Annotated in this window: 15 protein-coding genes and 2 pseudogenes; 5 read left to right on the forward strand and 12 right to left on the reverse strand. The window is 57.3% G+C overall.

All coding sequences use genetic code 11. From position 1 onward, the window contains the following. Positions 1-22: 22 nt before the first annotated feature. The 9 genes and pseudogenes from HMPREF0577_RS11040 to HMPREF0577_RS06795 all read right to left on the reverse strand — a co-directional run bounded on the left by HMPREF0577_RS11040 (position 23) and on the right by HMPREF0577_RS06795 (position 9,631). Positions 23-829: pseudogene (locus tag HMPREF0577_RS11040) on the reverse strand (transposase). A gap of 289 nt (positions 830-1,118) precedes the next feature. Further along, positions 1,119-1,868: a succinate dehydrogenase/fumarate reductase iron-sulfur subunit gene (locus HMPREF0577_RS06760; protein WP_004013041.1), complete on the reverse strand. Its 750-nt coding sequence runs from the start codon at positions 1,866-1,868 to the stop codon at positions 1,119-1,121. Next, positions 1,865-3,838 carry a fumarate reductase/succinate dehydrogenase flavoprotein subunit gene (locus HMPREF0577_RS06765; protein ID WP_004013042.1) on the reverse strand — a complete coding sequence of 658 codons (1,974 nt, stop codon included), beginning with the start codon at positions 3,836-3,838 and terminating at the stop codon, positions 1,865-1,867. The genes HMPREF0577_RS06760 and HMPREF0577_RS06765 overlap by 4 nt, the downstream gene beginning before the upstream one ends. Positions 3,839-3,858: 20 nt before the next feature. Beyond that, a complete protein-coding gene (locus HMPREF0577_RS06770) occupies positions 3,859-4,656 on the reverse strand; it encodes a succinate dehydrogenase cytochrome b subunit (RefSeq protein WP_004013043.1) in 798 nt (265 codons plus the stop codon). Positions 4,657-4,879: 223 nt separating this feature from the next. Continuing rightward, positions 4,880-5,635: a tRNA (adenosine(37)-N6)-threonylcarbamoyltransferase complex dimerization subunit type 1 TsaB gene (tsaB, locus tag HMPREF0577_RS06775; protein ID WP_004013044.1), complete on the reverse strand. Its 756-nt coding sequence runs from the start codon at positions 5,633-5,635 to the stop codon at positions 4,880-4,882. A 9-nt stretch (positions 5,636-5,644) separates the two neighbouring features. After that, positions 5,645-6,712, reverse strand: a complete 1,068-nt coding sequence (locus HMPREF0577_RS06780; protein ID WP_004013045.1) for a hypothetical protein — start codon at positions 6,710-6,712, stop codon at positions 5,645-5,647. Next, positions 6,709-7,275 carry a tRNA (adenosine(37)-N6)-threonylcarbamoyltransferase complex ATPase subunit type 1 TsaE gene (gene tsaE, locus HMPREF0577_RS06785; RefSeq protein ID WP_004013046.1) on the reverse strand — a complete coding sequence of 189 codons (567 nt, stop codon included), beginning with the start codon at positions 7,273-7,275 and terminating at the stop codon, positions 6,709-6,711. Before tsaE ends, HMPREF0577_RS06780 begins: the two co-directional genes overlap by 4 nt. After that, entirely contained in the window at positions 7,272-8,645 is a 1,374-nt protein-coding gene (alr, locus tag HMPREF0577_RS06790; RefSeq protein WP_004013047.1) for an alanine racemase, read from the reverse strand. The genes tsaE and alr overlap by 4 nt, the downstream gene beginning before the upstream one ends. 98 nt (positions 8,646-8,743) lie before the next feature. Beyond that, positions 8,744-9,631 (reverse strand): ADP-dependent NAD(P)H-hydrate dehydratase, encoded by an 888-nt coding sequence (locus HMPREF0577_RS06795; protein WP_004013048.1) that lies wholly within the window; start codon positions 9,629-9,631, stop codon positions 8,744-8,746. A 152-nt stretch (positions 9,632-9,783) separates the two neighbouring features. On the opposite strand from HMPREF0577_RS06795, the gene HMPREF0577_RS06800 reads away from it, so the two are divergent. Both HMPREF0577_RS06800 and coaA read left to right on the forward strand, forming a co-directional pair. Further along, positions 9,784-10,956 (forward strand): hypothetical protein, encoded by a 1,173-nt coding sequence (locus HMPREF0577_RS06800; protein WP_004013049.1) that lies wholly within the window; start codon positions 9,784-9,786, stop codon positions 10,954-10,956. 2 nt (positions 10,957-10,958) lie between these two features. Beyond that, positions 10,959-12,173 carry a type I pantothenate kinase gene (gene coaA, locus HMPREF0577_RS06805; RefSeq protein ID WP_004013050.1) on the forward strand — a complete coding sequence of 405 codons (1,215 nt, stop codon included), beginning with the start codon at positions 10,959-10,961 and terminating at the stop codon, positions 12,171-12,173. Positions 12,174-12,326: 153 nt separating this feature from the next. On the opposite strand, the gene HMPREF0577_RS06810 is transcribed toward coaA, so the two are convergent. Both HMPREF0577_RS06810 and glmS read right to left on the reverse strand, forming a co-directional pair. Continuing rightward, positions 12,327-13,163, reverse strand: coding sequence for a DedA family protein (locus tag HMPREF0577_RS06810; RefSeq protein WP_004013051.1), 837 nt, complete (start codon positions 13,161-13,163; stop codon positions 12,327-12,329). 7 nt (positions 13,164-13,170) lie between these two features. Beyond that, positions 13,171-15,174 (reverse strand): glutamine--fructose-6-phosphate transaminase (isomerizing), encoded by a 2,004-nt coding sequence (glmS, locus tag HMPREF0577_RS06815; RefSeq protein WP_004013052.1) that lies wholly within the window; start codon positions 15,172-15,174, stop codon positions 13,171-13,173. Between the two features lie 306 nt (positions 15,175-15,480). On the opposite strand from glmS, the gene HMPREF0577_RS06820 reads away from it, so the two are divergent. From HMPREF0577_RS06820 to HMPREF0577_RS06830, 3 genes are all read left to right on the forward strand, one after another. Beyond that, on the forward strand, positions 15,481-15,912 hold the full coding sequence (locus HMPREF0577_RS06820; RefSeq protein WP_004013054.1) for a hypothetical protein: 432 nt from the start codon (positions 15,481-15,483) through the stop codon (positions 15,910-15,912). Positions 15,913-16,506: 594 nt separating this feature from the next. Continuing rightward, positions 16,507-17,187, forward strand: coding sequence for an antitoxin (locus HMPREF0577_RS06825; protein WP_248613743.1), 681 nt, complete (start codon positions 16,507-16,509; stop codon positions 17,185-17,187). A gap of 2 nt (positions 17,188-17,189) precedes the next feature. Beyond that, a complete protein-coding gene (locus tag HMPREF0577_RS06830; protein WP_004013057.1) occupies positions 17,190-17,519 on the forward strand; it encodes a PIN-like domain-containing protein in 330 nt (109 codons plus the stop codon). A 338-nt stretch (positions 17,520-17,857) separates the two neighbouring features. Here the strand turns inward: HMPREF0577_RS06830 and HMPREF0577_RS11875 are convergent. Then, positions 17,858-18,041: pseudogene (locus HMPREF0577_RS11875) on the reverse strand (hypothetical protein); the annotation flags it as partial.

Below are 18,041 nucleotides of genomic sequence, written 5' to 3' on the forward strand. Positions count from 1 at the left end.
AGCGCAACACACAAGTCCCAACTTAAGCGGCTCTTCGATTTTGAGGGTGTAGTTGGTTTTTGAAGCCTCCGGTTTCGAGGAGGCTGCGGATTCGGTAGTTGATGAGGTTGCGGATCCGAGGGCGGAGCCCCTCAGGTGTTCGAGGCGGCCGTTGATGGCTTCGGTTGGGTCGTTAGAACTATGGGGATGGTCGAAGTAGGCCAGGATGTCGGCGGCGCGGCGTTTCAATGTGAGTAGGTTTGCCCCGGTTTTCAGGGTTTTACGCGCCCCGTAGAGCGGGTCGCCGTTACGACCGCGCCGCCCCGGTCTTGTCCGCTACGGGAGTCAAATCGATTATCACCGTAACGAAACGCGGCCCACGCGGGGTATGCCGCCAAACATGTTCATCCACCCCGATAACCCGCACTCCTTCTAGCCTAGCGGGGTTGTTTATCAATACTTCCAAACCCAACTCGGATATGGCATCGTTAGCAGCGTGCCATGTCACGCCGATGGTTGCGGCTACCGAGGAGATAGACAGGTGGTCTACCACCACCAGCCGCAGCGCATGTAGAACGGTTTTCAGGGTCATTTTCCCGCGTGGCTTAGCGATATGCTCGGTGTTTTACCGCCATACTTTCCCGCAGGCTGCACACCCCCAACACGGCACTCGTAGATTCAATATCGTGGGACGTGACCCGTAGGGCAGATGAGCCAACCTGTGTAATCTTGTTCCCCGCGCTACGCCCTGTACGCCACACAACTGGCAAAACTCGCCTTTCCTTGCTATCTTACAGTTGAGTACCGCTTGATGTGGGTTGACCTGCTGGGAAACAACGGTAATCCCCATCTTATCGAGCTCGCAAAACGCCTCCAGGCTAGGAGCGGTTACAGCAGGCGGATACGGTAGAATTCTGCATTGTCGGAGTCTTTCTATGAAGGTTTTATGTTTAGACACCATCATCGTAAAGGCTACGACACCTAATCCAGGCCGCCACACCACCGAACCCCAAAAACCCGCCTATCCCCAACCCCCTAAAACACCCTCAAAATCGAAGAGCCAGAAAAGCTTGTTCCCCGAGGCTGACGAAAGCCAACCCCGGGGAACAAACCGGATAGGAAAATTGCAAAGAAACGCTTTACTTGCCTTTAAAGAAGGCCTTACCTAACTGACGGTTGAGGTAGCTGATGCAATCCAAGGGAATCTGCTTGGGGCAAACCTTGGCGCATTCCCCAATGTTCTGGCACGCCCCGAAGCCCTCGGCGTCGTGCTGGTTCAACATGTTCACCACGCGGTCATAGTTCTCTGGCTTGCCTTGTGGCAGCAACCCCAGGTGCATCACCTTCGCGGAAGTAAACAACATGGCCGACCCGTTGGGACAGGCCGCCGCGCAGGCTCCGCACCCAATACACGCCGCCGCTTCGAAAGCCATGTCGGCATTGTCCTTGGGTACCGGCACCGAGTGTGCCTCGGGGGCAGCACCGGTATTAACCGAGATATATCCCCCGGCCTGGACAATACGGTCATAGGCCTCGCGGTTAACCACCAGGTCACGCAGAATCGGGAAAGCCTTGGAACGCCACGGTTCGATAGTAATCGTGTCGCCATCCTTAAAGGTACGCATGTGCAACTGGCAGGTGGTGGTGCGATCCTTGTGTGGCCCGTGGGGCACCCCGTTAATAACCACCCCGCACATCCCGCAGATGCCTTCGCGGCAGTCGGAGTCGAAAGCAATGGGTTCCTCGCCAGCAGCAAACAGCTGTTCGTTGAGAATGTCCAGCATTTCCAGGAAGGAGGCATCCTCGGATATCTCCGTAAGGTGATATTCGTGAAGCGCCCCTTTAGCTTTAGGGCCGTTTTGTCGCCAAACTCGTAATGTAATGTTCACTTGTAACTCCGTTGCTTCAGCTGAATATCCTTGTAAATCAAATCCTCTTTGTGCAGAATCGGGGCAGCATCCGGTTTCCCGCCGTATTCCCAGGCCGCAACATAGAGGAAGTTTTCATCGTCACGCTTCGCTTCGCCTTCCTCAGTTTGGGATTCGGCGCGGAAGTGACCCCCACAAGATTCCCGGCGATGCAGGGCATCGATACACATCAGTTCACCCAACTCCATGAAGTCCGCCAAACGATAGGCTTTCTCTAGGGACTGGTTCAACTCGTCGGCACGCCCCGGCACCCGCAGGTTCTTCCAGAACTCTTCACGCAAGGCGCGAATCTGGCCGATGGCTTCGCGCAAACCGGCATCGGTGCGTTCCATGCCGCATTTCTCCCACATGATTTGGCCGAGCTCCTTGTGGAAGGAATCCGCCGAGCGGGTGCCTTGAATCCCCATCAGGGTGTCTATCTTGTGATGCACCCGCCCTAGGGTTTCCGTTACCGCCGGGTCGTCAACCTCCAGTTTCGGCATCGCCCCGCGCGCCAAGTAATCAGACAGGGTAGCGGGCATCACGAAATATCCATCCGAAAGACCCTGCATCAAAGCAGAAGCACCCAGGCGGTTCGCCCCGTGATCCGAGAAGTTAGCCTCGCCCGTAACGTAGAGCCCGGGAATGTTGCTCATCAAATCGTAGTCAACCCACAGGCCACCCATCGTGTAGTGCACCGCCGGATAGATACGCATCGGTACCTCGTAGGGGTTATCCCCGGTGATACGTTCATACATGTCGAAAAGGTTGCCGTACTTCTCGGAAACCTTGTCGCGCCCCATCCGGTTGATGGCCTCGCTGAAGTCCAGGTAAACCCCGCGTGCCACGCCGCCAATCTTGGGGCCAACTCCGCGGCCTTCGTCACACATATTCTTGGCCTGACGCGAGGCGATATCGCGAGGCACCAGGTTACCGAAGGACGGATAGATGCGCTCCAGGTAATAGTCGCGGTCTTCCTCGGGGATATCACGCGGATCCTTCGAGCAGTCCTCGGCGCGTTTCGGCACCCAAATCCGCCCATCGTTACGCAGGGACTCGGACATCAAAGTCAGTTTCGACTGGAAATCCCCGTGTTGCGGAATACAGGTGGGGTGAATCTGGGTGTAACAGGGGTTTCCAAAGTACGCGCCCTGTTTATAGGCATTCCAAACCGCAGAACCGTTACATCCCATGGCGTTGGTGGACAGGAAGAACACATTGCCGTAGCCACCGGTAGCCAGGATTACCGCATCCGCAATCCACGGTTTAATCTCGCCGGTGCACATGTCACGGGTCACGATACCCCGCGCCCGACCATCTTTGACAATCAAATCCATCATTTCGCAGCGCGAATGCGGAATTACTGTCCCGGCTTTTACCTGGCGGCTAAAGGCTTGGTACGCCCCAATCAAAAGCTGCTGGCCGGTCTGGCCGCGGGCATAAAAGGTACGTGCTACCTGTACCCCGCCAAACGACCGGTTGTCCAGCAGGCCGCCGTATTCACGGGCGAAAGGCACCCCCTGGGCGACGCACTGGTCGATAATATTGGCTGAAACCTCGGCCAAGCGATACACGTTGTTTTCGCGTGCCCTATAGTCCCCGCCCTTAACCGTGTCATAGAACAACCGGTAAATCGAGTCATTGTCGTTGCGATAGTTCTTGGCCGCGTTGATACCGCCCTGGGCGGCGATAGAGTGGGCGCGCCGCGCGGAATCCTGGTAGTAAAACGCATCAACGTGATAGCCCATCTCGCCCAGCGAGGCAGCCGCTGCCCCACCGGCCAGGCCAGTTCCCACCACAATAATGTGTAGCTTGCGGCGGTTGGTGGGGTTCACCAGGCCACCACGGAATTTACGTTCCTCCCAACGGCGGGCAATCGGCACATCCATTGGCGCTTTGGTGTCGGCGACTTTCTCGCCTTCGTAATAGAAACCGTCAATCAGTTCACTCATGTTTTCTCTCCCTCAAAACCCTAGGCCACCGGAGCGGGCGCAGGCATCAACCCGGCCAGGAAACAAACCGGAGGCAGCAAGAACATCACCAGCACCGCCAGCCCGACCAGCCCGGAAATAATCTGTACCGGAACCTCGGTGTTGCGTCGCAACCAGCCGACGCTTTGCAGCGCGGACCACACCCCGTGGGCAATGTGCAGACACAGCGCGGCCACAGCGATGCCGTAAATCAGCACCATCCACCAGTTGGAGAAAGTGGTGTACATCATGGCATAGGGATAGCCCTCGGTGACGGTGATAACAGCGGAATCTGCCCCTTCCGGTACTACCGCGCCAGCGGCATCAAGCGTCACCTGATGCGAACCATAGGCGGCCGGATTCCCAATCTTGGCCCATTTCAAGGTGAAGTGCCCCAGGTGGAACAGAATAAAGAACAGTAAAATCACCCCGCCCCAACGTACCGTGCGCGCCGCATAGGCGGTGGCCAAGGATTTCTTGACCATATAACGCGAACCGCGAGCCTTTGCCGAACGATGCCACAGGTAGAAAGCCGCCACCACGTGCACCAAGATGCACACCAAAAGCACGACCCGCAAAATCCACAACAGCCCCTCGTAGGGCAGAATCGGCATCAAAAATGTCCGCAACGCTAACGCATAGTCGTTGTAATCTTTTTCGCCCAGGAACACCTTAAGGTTCCCATAGGCGTGCAAAATCACGAAGGCCACAAAAAACAGTCCGGTTACCGCCATGGCCTGTTTGATGATAACCGTGGTTTTGATTGCTCTGTTATCTGTACTCAGTTTCGTGTCAGTCACGATTTCGACTGTATAAGATTTAGTTCCTCTCTCCGAGGGTCACTGGTCCCAAAGCCCGATTCACCATCCACAAAACCGTCATTACCTGCGGTTTTACCGGGTTTCGGGGATTAAAATGCGACACGTTTCAGCCCCATAAAAGCTATCCTTTACCTATTCTTACGGGCGTATTTCGCAACCTTTGGTTATCTAAAATAATTTCGACCCGAAGGTACCCGCGCGTTCACTTCTTTTCCTGTATGTCGGGGCGACGCAAGTACTCCGGTTCGGTACCGAGCCCCCGCTTCATGAGGAGCAACTCGGATTCCCCGCGCAATTTCTCTAAATCAAAGCCGCCCCCGGTTTCCCCGTCACTCCCAGCTAAACAGCGCGCCACCACGGTTTGCGCCGCGCGCGCCAAATCAGCAATCCCCGGCTGCAGGGTCGCGGCTGTGGGCACCGCGTCAGCCTTATTCCCCACGAAACGCACCAAGTCCCCCCGGCCCGGGAATTCCGGATCCCAAGTCGTCAACTGACCGGCCAAAACCTCTAGGCTCCCCACCCAGTCCTCGGACAGGCGAGACACCCCCGCATCGGCAGCAAACAAAGCCGCGTAAACCTCGTGACGACGGGCATCCATCACCGTGACAATACGCCCGTCATCCGGGATGGCACCTCGTGAAGCCGCGTCCCACAGCGAAACCGCCGCCGTCGCCTGCACAGTCAACTCGTCGACGCCCAACACCGGCACCCCCCAAGCCGCCCCCAAGGCGCGGGCGGTCACCAAACCCACCCGCAACCCGGTGAAAGGCGCGGGACCGCGCGAAACCATAACACAGTCGGGCACCACGCTCCCCGCCAGAACCCGCGATATCAAGCCGGAAAGCGACTCAACTTGGGAACGACTATCCGCCACTTCGGCGGTTTTCACATCAGAAGTATCAGTATCAACTAAAGCCACGGCACTAGCCGCGCAGGTATCTATGTATAGGTAACGCACGGTTCTAGTTTAGTGCGTCGCTTCAGCGGCGGAAACCGTGATAGTTGGCACGGCGGTAGTAGGCGGCGGGGGCGGCACGATAATCAGCTCCGTGTCCTCCAGCGGCACGACTTCCTCGTAAGCCTTGGCTTGGCGCTGCAAAGCCACAAAAATCAGCATCGCCACCAGTCCCGCCCCCAAAAAAGCCGCGACCACCACCCAAATGGCGGTGGGAGCGGGGGTAACCGCCGCTTCGAGAGCCTCCGGGGCGCGGGTAACCGGCGCGGTACCCCACCAGGATTGAATCGCCTCGCGCACCTGCCCCAGCGAAGCACTACCTGACAGACGCGCGCGAGCGGTGGCAGAGACCGCCACCAGCTGGTCATCGGTGAGCACGAACCAGGCATCCACCACCGGATCGTAAATCGGCACCGCGACACGCTGCGAGTTCCTCGCCCCATTTATCAAGGCGCGCGCCAAATCCGGCAAGATATACGCCGCCCCCGGAGGCACAGTCTTCACCGGCAAATGCGAGTTTTTCGGTTCCACCGCGCCCCAGCTATTACGCGTGTCACCGGGTTTCACAGTGGGTTCCGGGGTTCCCTCGGTGACTCTGGGAGCTAAAGTCGAGTTTTTCGGCACCGCCACCGGATAAAGACCCTGGTCAGAGCCGGTATAGACAACCACTCCCAGGATACTGCCGCCTTGAGTCACGGGGCTTATCCACATATTGATACGCTGCAAGGCGTTCTGGGGGGAAAAGGCACCCTTCAGCATGGATTTTGACCAGGTCGAAACCTGGGTGATATCCCCAATCTCGGGTTTCGCATCCGGGGCGGCGGCATCGGTGGGTAGGTATCCTGTGGTGGAAGCAGCCAGCTTATTCCCCTCGGCGGCAAACCACTTGCGGGCAGCGGAAGCATCGGACGGGTTCGCCGCACTTCGACTGGCCGTCATATCGGCCGTGGTTCTGGTCGCAACCGCAGCCAGGGTGGCACACCTTGGCACGGCGGGGTTCGCCCAGCTCGTCTCAGTTGTCCCAACAGTTATCGGGTTCACGAGGAGCCATCCGGCAATCACCGCCGCCAAGAGCCTCATGCCTGTCTCACCAGGGCTTCCCAGGCAGCCGGCAATCCGGATAAATCCCAAGCTCCCGCCGAGGCACGGAAAGTCAAGACGCACGGGGTATCTTCGGGAATATCCGCAAAATCAGAACCCGGCGGCAAAGTAGTTTCCGGCCGCGCGATTTCCACCATCAAGGTGTGGGGGGAAATCCCCTCGGCCTTGCCTTTACCCCACTCCACCACCACAATGGAATCCTCAAGAGCAGAATCCAAATCTAGGGATTCAATGTCGTCGCCAGCCTGGAGTCTATAGGCATCCACATGCACCAGGGGAACCAGCCCCGAACCGGGAGCAACGGGATGGGTGCGGGCAATAATAAAGGTAGGCGAGGTCACCCGCTGTTGCACCTGGAGCCCGGCACCCAGCCCCTGAGTGAAAGTGGTTTTCCCCGCTCCCAGTTCGCCTTCCAGAATCAGCAAATCCCCAGCTTTAAGAAAGGGCGCGAGAGCCTGACCCAACAGTCGGGTTTCAGCAGCGGTTTTCGTTTCAAGAGTGGCCAACACCGGTAGCGCGGCCGTGGTTTCTAAATCTGTCATTTCTCTTTCTTGGTCTTGTCCACATAGATTCGCGGCGTGTCCTTGTCTACAGCAGTGAGAATCTCGTAAGAAATCGTGTCGGCCGCCGCCGCCAGGGCATCCGCTGATGGCACCGGGTCGTGATTCCACAAATCCGCTACTGTGGATTCACCGGCGGGTTCCCCGGGAGGAAATCCCGGGGGCAGGCGGTTCGGATCACCGAATATCACCGCTAAATCCCCGGGCTTTAGCGGTGGAGGAATCAAGTCCCCCGCCCCGTCAATAGCCGAACCGAGATTCAAAATAATCTGATCCATGGGGATGCGTCCCACCACTGGCCACAGGTGTCCCGCCACCCAGACTTTAGCTTTACCTTGCAAGCGCCTCATGAAACCGTCAGCGTAACCAATCGGCAGCAAAGCCAACCAGGTCGGCTCAGCGGCCACCCACTCACCGCCATAGGAAACCGCCGAACCAGCCGCCACCTTTTTGACCTGAGCCACCTCAGTTTCCAGGCGCATCACCGGGCGAATCCCCAGGTTTTGCGCACTGGCAATTTGCGGATTGGGCGACAGGCCATAAGCCGAGATTCCCACTCGCACCAGGTTAAAGTGGCTCTCGGGGTACCACAGAATCGCCCCGGTAGCAGCCATGTGACGCAATTTGGGTTGCAAACCGTTAACCAGAGCAATGTCGTAGGCCTGGTTGAAAGTCGCCAACTGGCCTTGGGTAAAGGCCTCGGCTTCGGCGCTGGGTTCGTCGCTGCGCGCAAAATGCGACCAAATCGCACTGACTTCCGCCAGACCGGAACGCTCGCGAGCCCGCGCCAGTTTGCACAGGTTTTCAAACTCGCTCAAAGTAGCGCCACCTCGACACAGCCCCGTGTCCACCTTTAGGTGAATCCGGGCGCGCAAACCCGCCGCATCCGCCGCGTGCGACACCTGGTCAAGCTGGTCAAGAGTGGAAACCGACAGGTCAATCTCGGCTTTAATCGTGGATTTTAAATCGGTGCTGGGGGTATAGAGCCACGCGAAGATGCGCGGACGTTGCACCGTGGGTAGCCCGGCGGCATCCGACTGGAACATGCGTGAGCGCAACAAAGCGGAAGTGGGAGTATCCCCAAAGTGGTCGCGCGCCACCCCGCTCTTGTCTAAGAACTGGCGCAAACGATAGGCCTCCGCGACTTTCGCCACGCCCAGCCACTGGGCACCAGCTTCAATAGCCGCCAGGGAGACCTGTTCCATACCATGCCCATAGGCATCGGCTTTCACAATGGCCATCTGTTGGCTGCGCGGCGCAAACTTCCGCATCCGCGCCAGATTCGCCCGATATGCGGCGAGATCCACCACGGCCCGCACCGGCCAGGACACCTGATTGTCTGTGTGAGTCATTATTTTCCTTTTCGACGAACCTTGACTCTAATAGTTTGTCACGTTTTGCCCCCCAGTGTGACCTACCATGGGACAAAAAAACCACGCGAAGGTAATACCTATCTTAGCGCGTAGCGTTTGCGCAGCTGGAGGCGCTTTAACGCGGGGTGAATCGCGGCCGCGATTTTCGTGGCGGATGGTGTGGGGGCGGCGAGTCGCCCCGCTTCGGCATGAAGCCAGGCACCAATCGCGGCGATTGTCGCTAAATCCAGATGGCGCCTCGTGGAGGCCAACAGGAATCCGACGACCCCCGCTAACACGTCGCCCGAACCCGCCGTCGCCAAGTCGGCAGTACCGTGCGTAACCACGAACAGCTCCCCGTCCGGCGCAGCGATAACGGTAATTTCCCCTTTAAGCAGCACAGTTGCCCCGGTTTCTCGCGCCAGCCACCGCGCCCAATAGTAGGGCCTGGACTCGATGTCTTCGCGCGTGGTGTGGTGGCCGAGCTGCTGAGCCAATCGGGTGGCTTCCCCGGCGTGGGGGGTCAACAGGCAACGTTCATGAGGTGCTATTTCGCTTCCAACCAAGGCGAGAGCCCCGGCATCCAATAACACGTAGCCCCCGGCTTGGTGTTCCCGCCAGGTTTGCCCCAGTTGCGCCCGGTGTTCGGGAATCTGGCCATCGAAACCCGAGCCCATTACCAGAGCCTGAGCCTGACCCGCCCCCAAAACCACCTCGGGGGCGGCGGCGAGCACCAGGTTTTGCACGGCGGGCTCACCCAAGTAACGAAGATAAGACTGACCCGCGTGGAGCGCCGCCGTGGCTACCAGCACACCCGCCCCGGGATATTTCGCGGTTCCCGCCACAACCGCAAGTACCCCACGAGAGTATTTATCGTCACTGAATTGCGGCCACGGCCACAGTCTTGCGACGTCTTGGCGGGTCACCAGATTTACCAAAGGCAGTTCTAAATCCGTTCCGAATTGTGGTGCATATCCCCGAATCACCCTTACACCCTACGGGAAAACCAGTCGGGACGCGAAATGAAGCAAGACGCGGGCACGGAAAGACCCGGCTAGCGCTTTCCGCTGGGCAAAAAACCCAGTAATCTGGAAGCTAGTTTTATGCTTAAAAGTGAAACTGGCGCAAGGAAAGAAGAATGCCCGTCAAAGACAAAGTGGAATCTTGGATAGTTGAAACCCCGAAACACCTGGTGACGGCCATGTTTGCCCTGGCCAGCACGGGGATTGTCCTGGTGTTGGTCACCCTGTTTGTAATCGCCCCTCGGATTGCGGCTATCCCCGACGAGACCGGCCAAAACCCCGAACCCAGCGCCTCGGCCAGCGCCCCCACCGACTCCCGCCTTTTGGTGGAAGTGAAAGGGAGCAACTATCGCAATCACTCCACCTTGAATATGGGGATTATCGGCCAGCCTTCGCCGGAAAACTTGGCGGGGAATCCCGGAAAAGCCCCTCATGAATCCCCCGATGCCAACCCCAACGAGGTTCCGCCCGGAGCGACACTAAACCTCGCCGGGCTCGACAACCTCCAGTTCCCCACCGCCTTGACCAGCGACGACAGCGATACTGATGCCGAAACCATCCCCGAAGTTACCTCAAAGTGGCAGCGACAACGACTGGAATCCAGCGTGAAAACCAACCAGGTTTCCGCCGGACAAAAGGTAGAGTGGCTGGGAATGCAGGCTTTTTTTGACGACTTGGCTAAGGGAAACTTCACCCAGATGCAACGCAACTGCTGGACTATTACCCCCGAAGTATTCACCGACCGCTACGCCACCAAACCCGCCCAAGTCGCGCTGGTGCAAGCCCTGGGAACCAGCCCGAAAGTCACTGACACAGGCGTGAAGTGGCACGGCAACCGCGTTGACGTCACAGCCCCTTGGACGGAACTCGCCTCTCGATACACCTGTCCCAACGTGGCCTACGGCGGGAAAGTCGACGCGGTAACCACCCAAGACGTGAGCTATGTGATGGAACGCTTGATGACCCGGCGTACTACCCCGGTTAGCCCCAGCGACCGCGAGGATATCTATCCCCTGGTGTGCCCTCACTGGAACCCACCCGCCGCCATCACCGAGTTCAGCCCGAAGGCACGGGAAAAACTGGTCTTGGACGAGAATAAACAGATATCACCCGAAGCCTTTAAGGTTTTGCAGGCGATTCGAACCCGCAGCCTGCATATTTACGCAGTAAAGGATGAATACCCCATGTATCTGCGGGTTTCCGAGTCTCAGCTCAAGGAGCCTTCGGCGTATTTCTTCCGGGATGCGGCTGGATTTTTGTGTATCGGCTCGATTGTGGGGTTGTCGTAAATATGTTTGAAACCAGGGTGCTATCCGAGCCGAACCCGACTGGGGGGCAGGCACCTCATGAACCCGACAGTAACACCGCGACCGGGACGGACAACGGAAACGCCCCCATCCCCGAAGACCTCTCCGAACCTAGCTGGGCACCCAGCACCGAGTTGCTGCGTGACTTCATGGCTGACCCCACCGCCACCCAGGCTCGCTACAGCCAGGCTCGCTACAGCCAGGCCATGCGCGAGGTGCTTTCCGCCCGCCCCCATCTCCCGCCAGCAGACGAGTCCGCAGCGGCAGCCGCCTCGCCTTTCGTGATGTACAGTCGTGAGCAGTGGTCGGCGCTGTCCGACCAAACCCCGTTGCCGCTGCGCCAAGACGATGTGAACCGGCTCCGTGCCCTGGGAGACCCCCTGGACTTGGCCGAGGTCGACGCGATTTACCGTCCGCTGACAGCTTTGCTCCAGATTTACGCCACCGGAATGGTGAAGTTACGCGGACAACGCGCGGATTTTTTGGGGGAATCCAGCCGGGTGCGCACGCCTTTCGTGATTGGGGTGGCCGGTTCGGTGGCAGTCGGCAAGTCCTCGGTGTCGCGGTTGCTGCGCGAGCTCATGAGTCGCTGGCCGGGTACCCCGCGCGTAGATTTGGTGACCACGGACGGGTTTTTGTATCCCAACCGGGAGCTGGTAGAGCACGGGATTATGGATCGCAAGGGATTCCCGGAATCCTATAACCGCCGGGCTTTGCTACAGTTTCTGGCGGCGGTGAAATCCGGGGCACCCGAGGTCAGCGCCCCGGTGTATTCGCATGTTACTTACGACATTGTGCCGGGGAAATCCCAGGTGGTGCGAGCCCCAGATGTGTTGATTATCGAGGGCTTGAACGTGTTGGCTCCCCCCCGGATAACAGTGGCGGGGAATTCCTTGGCGGTGTCGGATTTCTTTGATTTTTCGATTTATTTACACGCTCGCCCCGCCGACATTGAACAGTGGTACATTTCGCGTTATCGCCAGTTACGCCGCACGGCTTTCAAGAATCCCCAGTCGTTTTTCCGCGAGATTGCTTCCTGGCCCGACGAGGAGGCCGAACAACACGCCCGCCGAATCTGGCGTGATGTGAACCTGAAGAACCTGGTGGAAAACGTGGCACCGACCCGGTCGCGTGCCACGCTTATCCTAGAGAAGGACTCGGATCACCGGGTGCATCGCCTGCATTTGCGCAAACTGTAGCGAGGGCGCTCGCCGGGGACGAAACGGCGTAGGGCGATTCATGTTTTACCAGAGTTTTTCTTAGCAACTTGTTGCTTAGAAAAACTGGACAAAACATAGCTAGCCCGGCCGTTTCGACCCAGAGCACCGAGCGGCAAATTTAAGACAAGCACCTCATGAACCCGAAGAGTCGGGTGCGGGCTTGTCCCAAAAACGCTTTTGCACCCACGACACCAACCGATCCATCACCAGGCTCAACACCAGCCCGCCGATAATCCCCACCGCTACCGCGAGCAACGGATGCACCCCGCCCACGATTTTCCCGGATACTGCACCGATTGTCATCCCGTAGGCCACCCAGCACATCACCGCCATGAAATCCGTGCGCAAGAACCGCGCATAGCCAAAATTCGTTGCCCCGGCACAGATATTGACCGCGATACGCCCCCCGGGAATGAAACGTGCCGCGAAGATAAACGAGGTACCGCGCCGATGCAGGGTACGCCGGGTCAAGTCATAGGCTGTCTTCCCTTTGCCCCGGTTCAGGAAGGGGATTTTTTCCACCGGGATGCGCGTGCCCAGGAAGAACGCGAAAGAATCCCCCAGCATCGCCCCGACACCGGCTGCCAGGAACACCGCCCACAGGGGCACCACCGCGCCCGGCGGCGAGGCGATAAACCAAGAGGTCAGCCCGATAACTATCGACTCGGAGGGCAGCGGCGGAAAGAATCCGTCAATAAAGCACAAGGCCGTGAGCACCACCAAAACCACGGGGGAACCAGCGGCGTGGTGGAACCAGGCGGTGATGTTATCGCTCAGCGAGCCGCTGGCGGCAAGATGCCCGAGCGGGGCGACGCAGCCGGTATTTAGGGCTTCGCTGGCGTGGCTCAGCCCGGTCAGGTGACCGGTGGCGGAGAGGATGGCGATTACGGTTGCGTTTGCGGCGGTTATGGTTGGGGTTACGGGTGCATGAGGTGCCATCCCCGATGCCAGCGTTGCCAATAATTCCATGCTTGTCCTATTCCACGGTGACGGACTTGGCGAGGTTGCGCGGCTGATCCACATCGAGTCCCAGCTGTTGGGCTTTACGCAAGGCTAGCAGCTGTAAAGGCAGCACATCAACCAGGGGGCGCATCAGGGTCGGGGTGGGCGGCACCCGCCACACGACTTCAGCGAATTCGGTGACGGTTTCGTCCCCGTCCTCGGCTATCACCAGGGTCATGGCGCCGCGGGCGCGTACCTCGGCGATATTGGACACCACCTTGCGATGCAGTTCGGGGCGGCGCGGGGTGGGCACGATAATCACCACAGGCTGGTCGGGTTCAATCAACGCTATCGGACCGTGTTTCAGTTCCCCGGCGGCGAAACCTTCGGCGCGCAGATAGGCGATTTCCTTCAGTTTCAAGGCGCCTTCCAGGGCCACGGGGAATCCGACATGGCGCCCCAGGAAGATTACCGAAGAAATCTCTGCTAGGTTTACCCCCAGGTCTGGCGAGCTGGCATAGCGGTCGAGTACGGTTTGAATCTTGGCCGGCATTTCCTGAAGTTTTTCCAGGTAATCCGCGATTTCATCGGCATACTTGTTGCCGCGCACCTGCGCCAGGTACAGCCCCAACAGGTAGCAGGCCGTAATTTGGGCGGTGAAGGCCTTGGTAGAGGCCACCGCGATTTCCGGCCCGGCGTGGGTCAACAACACCGCGTCGGATTCCCGGCTGATAGTGGAGCCGGGCGCGTTCACAATCGCCAACACCCGAGCACCCTGTTCGCGAGCGTGGCGGATTGCCATAATCGTGTCCATAGTTTCCCCGGATTGGCTGATTGCCACCACCAGGGTGCGCACACTCACCACCGGGTCGCGATAGCGGAACTCGTGAGCCAGTTCAACTTCGCAAGGAATGCGGCACCAGTGTTCAATGGCATAACGCGCGACTTGCCCCGCATAAGCCGCCGTACCGCAAGCTACGATAATCACTGAGTCGATACCCCGGAAAATATCCGCCCCGATGCGCAGTTCATCCAGAGTCAAGGCTCCATTGACATCCAGGCGTTCCTTGAGGGTTTCCGCCACCGCGCGGGGTTGTTCACGGATTTCTTTTTCCATAAACGTGTCATAGCCTTCCTTGGTAACCCGGTCGGTGGCAAAATCCACTTCAAAGCGGCGATTTTGGTTTTCGGGGTCGGCGGCAAAGACTTCCAGCCCGCGCGTGTGCAGGATTTCGTGGCCTTCACTGTCCAGCACCAGTACCCCGGCCGGGGTGACCACGACGATTTCGTCCTGGCCGATTTCCAGGGCTTGCTTGGTTTTGCTGGCAAAGGCCAGCACATCGGAACCCAAATAGTTCGTGTCTTCGTCCAAGCCCACCACCAGGGGCGAGGAGCGGCGTGCCGCGACGATGACCCCGGGAGCCTCCTCATGAATGGCCAACAACGTAAAAGAACCTTCCAGATCGCGCGTCACCCGACTCATGGCACGTACCAGCCGGGTGGCGCCCGAAGGATGACGGTTTTCCGGGTCTATGTCACGCAACGTGGCAGTTGCGGGAAACACGCTTTCTTCGCGCTCGCCCTTGGGTTTCGGTTCCGCCAGGAAGGCGCGTTCCAACAGGTGGGCGACGACTTCGGTGTCGGTTTCCGAAACCATGGTGATACCCGTGGCTTGCAGATGTGCCCGGTAAGCATCGGCGTTTTCAATAATCCCGTTGTGTATCAACGCCAGTTTCCCGTCAAAAGACAGGTGTGGGTGGGCGTTTTCGCGGGTTACTCCCCCATGAGTCGCCCAGCGGGTGTGCCCGATAGCGGTGGTGGCCGCCGGTAACGGCTTGGTTTCCAAGGCCGCCCGCAGCGCGGCGAGTTTCCCCACTTCCTTGGCTACGTGTAGTTTTGGGTTCGCAGCGCTGGCATCGACAACCGCGATACCGGCCGAGTCATAGCCGCGATATTCCAGGCGGGCAAGGCCTTCCAGTACCGTTGCTTGCGCCTCTCCCCCAGCGGTTTTCCCCGCCACCCCAACAATTCCACACATATGGTTCCTTTGCGTTTAGCTTTTGTTCCGTGACAGATTTTACCGTCTGGTGGGGGCGTTGTCGCTTTGACCGGTGGGCTCGGTTTTTCCGGCTTCATGAGGTGCTTGCCGGGATTCCCGGCGTCAGCTTGGGCACTGCCCCGGCCAAAATCCCAGCTTCCGTGCTCCCATTTTGAACACAGGGTCGCTACGCCGAAAAGTGAACTTACGGTACAATTACTGTGAAGCCCCGGTGGAGCGCTGCCTGGCAGAGCAATCTGGCAGGTAAACTTACCGGGGTATTGACTTTTTACGAAAGACCAGCAAATGAGTGCAGATTTGAAATGGGTAGCATCGTGGCTTTCCCCGGCACGTTGGCAGGCTTACCTCGATTATTGTGACGGGCATCAAGAGCGTTCACTAGCACTCTACGAATGGAACCTAGACCTGGCAGGTGCGGTGCTTCACGACGTGGCGCACGTAGAAGTGGCTATCCGCAACGCCTTCAATCAGGTTTTCATAGCCCACTGGGAAGGTACACAGAGCTGGATGGTTGATGCTTCCTCTCCGGTGCAACAACCATTACAACGTCGCCGGCGTGGCCAGCTAATAGATGTGAATGCACGCAACCGAACAAGTATCAGTGAAGCTCTAACCCGAATCCACTCTAAGCAGCCGACCCTGGATCAGGTTATAGCCGAGTTACCTTTTGGATTTTGGCGACATATGACTGATGCCGCTCACGAAAAGACCGTGTGAATTCCCTACATCAGTCGGGTATTTCCGCCTGGAACCAGCCGCAAATTGATTGAACAGAACCTGGCAATAATCAATGTGGTGCGTAATCGTGTCTCACACCACGAACCACTGTTCAGCTCAAGCCGCCGTCAGGAAGTCGAGCAGGCTCACACAGCAATTACGCACTTAGAGAGTTTGTTGCTACCTCAACTCGCAGACCACACTGATAGAACCAGCCGAATCACGAAACTGCTCGCCTCGCAGCCTGGATACTTTCCGAGCAGCCGCAAAACCAGCCTGAAAATTGTCGATGGTAGTCCCGAAAATCTCGCTTCGGCGACAACCTGATGTACATCCAGATAAAACAGCGTGCGCAAATGAGCGTCACACGCCCGACACTTAGCGCTTACCGACGACTTCCGACTTCCAGACATCTGCATCGCCTCAGCTTAGGCACACGGCTTCATGAGGTGCTTGCCGGGATTCCCGGCGTAAGCTTGGGCACTGCCCCGGCCAAAATCCCAGTTTCCGTGCCCAAATCAGATGCGGCACGCCGGCGTCTAGGCAAAGAACTCTGGGTGTGTGAAAATGGATTGTAAAGGGAAGGAGGGAATCATGAACGCACATGACATTAAAAGCCTGGTTGAAAGCACCCCGCTGTACTCGGTGTCGGATGTTGCGCGGATAGTGAAAATGAACCCTTCCACGGCTCGTCGTTGGACTCAGCCGGACGAGAGCGGCCGTGCTATGCTTTACCGTTGCTCCGTGCCCAGTGGTGAATTGTCTATGCCTTTCATTAGCTTGGCGGAAGCTTTTGTCGCCAAAGGCTTCCGGGCGGCTGGAGTTCCGTTGCAGCGGATTCGTCCCGCAGTGCAGGTATTGCGAAAAGAACTGGGAATTGAGCACATCTTGGCGTCTGAGCGCCTGTACACTGATGGTGCGGAGGTTCTCTACGATTATGGGCAAACCGAAGATGGGCAATACGTTAGAAACTTAGTGGTGGCTGGCACTGGGCAAAGAGTTTTCAACGAAGTTGTGGAACAATTTTTACGCAAGATAACTTTCGAACAGGATTTTCCAGTCAAGATTAGTTTACGTAAGTACGGCGACGAACTGTTGGTTGTAAATCCGCTGATTAATTACGGTGAACCGATGTTGGAACGCTGTGGAATTCGTATCCGTGACATTGTGGGCTATGTCCAGGCCGGGGACAGTTACGAAGCTTTAGAGGAAAACTTCGGTATTCCGGTCGACACAATCAGAGATTTGATGGACGACCTCCCCATGGCAGCGTAATCATGCCCAAAGCGCGCTTTTTCATTGACCGGTGTTTAGAGAGCCCCTCATTGATTAAAGGGTTGTGCGAGGCTGGCCTAGATGTAGTAACCATGAGGGATGCTTTTGGCGACCGTGGTGAGCAAGTCACTGACTTGGAATGGCTAAGGTATTGCGGACAACACAATTTGATTGCCTTGACAAAGGATTCCAGAATATCCAGGAACCAAGTTGAACGTGAGGCGGTTATTGCCAATAAGGTTCGATACGTGAGAACCACTGCAGCCGGATTGCGTATAGACATGATTCAAGACCGCATTTTGCAACACCGGAAAAACTGGAAAATCTCATAAATCAAGCCGGTCCCACATTTCACAAGATTGATGGTTCCGGCTTCACAAATGAGACTCGGAAAATGCTCAAAAAGAGTCAGCATCCCTCGAATCAGTAGGCTTCTGTCTGACTTCCACAATTACGTAGCATATGGCGTATTTTTGTTTTGTTTGTGCTGGTAGACTGGTTTTGCTAGCGTTTTTGACACCCTAATATCCGAAAATTAGAGGATTCTAGGTTGCCGTTACAACACCAATTACAATCTCAAATTATCAAAAAACAACAGCAACTTCTGAACCTGGCGGCAATATTCGTACCCTGTCGTGACAAATTCAGGAAAAACCGCCTCCACCATGAACTAAATCGGCCACCCTGTCTTGAATTTTCCTGATTTTGCCACAAACCCCTTCATGCTACCCCCAAAATTTCCTGATTCTGTCACAACCCAGACTGAAGTGTCCCAGGTTTTGTTTCTAGGTTTTTTTGAGAGGATTGCTTTATGCCTAGGAATTATTCGCAGGAGTTTAGGGATCGTGCTGTCA

It is taken from the genome of Mobiluncus mulieris ATCC 35243, assembly GCF_000160615.1.
Lineage (GTDB): Bacteria > Actinomycetota > Actinomycetes > Actinomycetales > Actinomycetaceae > Mobiluncus > Mobiluncus mulieris.

Excerpts from the sequence above, each read along its gene's own strand:
- HMPREF0577_RS06830 (WP_004013057.1), top strand. The coding sequence starts at position 17,190 with ATGCCCAAAGCGCGCTTTTTCATTGACCGGTGTTTAGAGAGCCCCTCA.
- HMPREF0577_RS06820 (WP_004013054.1), top strand. The coding sequence starts at position 15,481 with ATGAGTGCAGATTTGAAATGGGTAGCATCGTGGCTTTCCCCGGCACGT.
- glmS (WP_004013052.1), bottom strand. The coding sequence starts at position 15,174 with ATGTGTGGAATTGTTGGGGTGGCGGGGAAAACCGCTGGGGGAGAGGCG.
- HMPREF0577_RS06825 (WP_248613743.1), top strand. The coding sequence starts at position 16,507 with ATGAACGCACATGACATTAAAAGCCTGGTTGAAAGCACCCCGCTGTAC.
- HMPREF0577_RS06765 (WP_004013042.1), bottom strand. The coding sequence starts at position 3,838 with ATGAGTGAACTGATTGACGGTTTCTATTACGAAGGCGAGAAAGTCGCC.
- coaA (WP_004013050.1), top strand. The coding sequence starts at position 10,959 with ATGTTTGAAACCAGGGTGCTATCCGAGCCGAACCCGACTGGGGGGCAG.
- tsaE (WP_004013046.1), bottom strand. The coding sequence starts at position 7,275 with ATGACAGATTTAGAAACCACGGCCGCGCTACCGGTGTTGGCCACTCTT.
- alr (WP_004013047.1), bottom strand. The coding sequence starts at position 8,645 with ATGACTCACACAGACAATCAGGTGTCCTGGCCGGTGCGGGCCGTGGTG.
- HMPREF0577_RS06780 (WP_004013045.1), bottom strand. The coding sequence starts at position 6,712 with ATGAGGCTCTTGGCGGCGGTGATTGCCGGATGGCTCCTCGTGAACCCG.
- HMPREF0577_RS06800 (WP_004013049.1), top strand. The coding sequence starts at position 9,784 with ATGCCCGTCAAAGACAAAGTGGAATCTTGGATAGTTGAAACCCCGAAA.
- HMPREF0577_RS06810 (WP_004013051.1), bottom strand. The coding sequence starts at position 13,163 with ATGGAATTATTGGCAACGCTGGCATCGGGGATGGCACCTCATGCACCC.